Source organism: Pseudonocardia oceanicola (assembly GCF_047200735.1).
GTDB lineage: Bacteria > Actinomycetota > Actinomycetes > Mycobacteriales > Pseudonocardiaceae > Pseudonocardia.
On record NZ_JBJZON010000069.1, the window covers coordinates 1 to 1,463 of the forward strand.

General features: G+C 69.9%; 2 protein-coding genes. Both read left to right on the plus strand.

The window, feature by feature from the left end; genetic code table 11:
- Window positions 1-634: Mu transposase domain-containing protein (locus tag ACL02T_RS34820; RefSeq protein ID WP_412835081.1), on the plus strand; the 634-nt coding region annotated here is incomplete at its 5' end.
- Window positions 631-1,398: an IS21-like element helper ATPase IstB gene (istB, locus tag ACL02T_RS34825; RefSeq protein ID WP_412835082.1), complete on the plus strand. Its 768-nt coding sequence runs from the start codon at window positions 631-633 to the stop codon at window positions 1,396-1,398. The genes ACL02T_RS34820 and istB, both read left to right, overlap by 4 nt.
- Window positions 1,399-1,463: the final 65 nt, after the last annotated feature.

Sequence of the window (1,463 nt, forward strand, 5' to 3'; positions counted from 1 at the left end):
CGCGTGGGTGCCGATCCGGCGCGGGCAGGTCCACCGCACCCACGGCGAGGTGATCGGCGTCCGCGCCGTGCGCGATCACGCCGCGCTGGGGCCGGTGCCGCAGTTCGGCTACGCGGTCACCGAGACCCACCTGCGCCGGGTCGGACGGGATGCGTTGATCTCCTTTGCCGGGTCCTCCTACTCCGTCGCCGCGAGAGCCGCCGATGGGCGCGTGACGAAGGCCGGGCAGCGGGTCGAGGTCCGGGTCGGGGTCGAGCACCTGGAGATCTGGCGGCTGCCCGTCGACAGCCCCGACCGGACCCCGATGCTCCTGGGGAGGCACCCGCTCGCGGCCGTCCGCGGGCAGATGATCGTCGACCCCGCGCACTGGGCCGAGCTCCCCGACGGCCACACCCGCTCCACCACCCTCGACATCACAGATCATGAACCCGTTGCTGCCCAACAAGTCCAGGGTGACTCGGCGTCCTCTTCGGTGTCGGGGTCGATGGTGTTCGGTGAGTCCCAGGCAGCGCTCGAAGTCATGGTCGCCCGGCGTCCGCTGGCCTACTACGACCGACTCGCCGGGCTGGCCGCACCACCTGACCCCGCCGCTGCGGCCGGCGCCGAGAGCGAGTCGTTGGTGGGTGCGGCATGAGTGAGTTGATCACCGGCCGGATCGCCGCGCACGCTACCCGGCTCGGGCTGCCGCATCTGGCTGAGAACCTCGAGCTGCTCGTCGAGCGCGCCGAGGCCGACTCCATGGGCTATCGCGAGTTCATCGACACCGTTCTGGGTGAGGAGCTCGGGCTGCGCGAGGGGCGCCGGTTCCGCACCGCCCTGAAGCTGTCCGGGTTGCCGCACCACAAGACCCTCGACGAGTTCGACTTCGCCTTCCAACCCGATCTCGACGTCCGCAAGATCCGTGACCTCGCCGCCCTGTCCTTCGTCACCGGGCACCGCAACATCGCGCTGCTGGGCCCTCCCGGCACCGGGAAGACCCACATCGCCACCGCGCTCGCCGTCGCCGCCTGCCAAGCGGGCCATTCGATCTACTTCACCAGCCTGGACGACTGCGTCCGCCAGCTCCGCGCCGCCGAGGCCGCCGGCCGGTTCGCCAAGAAGCTCCAGACCTACCTGCGGCCCTCGGTGCTGGTGCTGGACGAGGTGGGCTACCTGCCCTGCGACCGGGCCGCGGCGAACATGGTGTTTCAGCTGATCAGCCGCCGCTACGAACGCGGCTCGATCATCCTCACCTCGAACAAGACGTTCTCCGAGTGGGGCCAGGTGTTCACCGACGAGGTCATCGCCACTGCCATCCTCGACCGGCTCCTGCACCACTGCGACGTCATCGCCATCAACGGACCCAGCTACCGGCTCAAGGACAGAGCACTGTCCGCCGTCCCTGCAGCTGTGTCATGATCCCGCCCGGGCCAACGACACATCAGGTCGTCCACCGACCGACACCACAGCCCGTCCCCGGACAC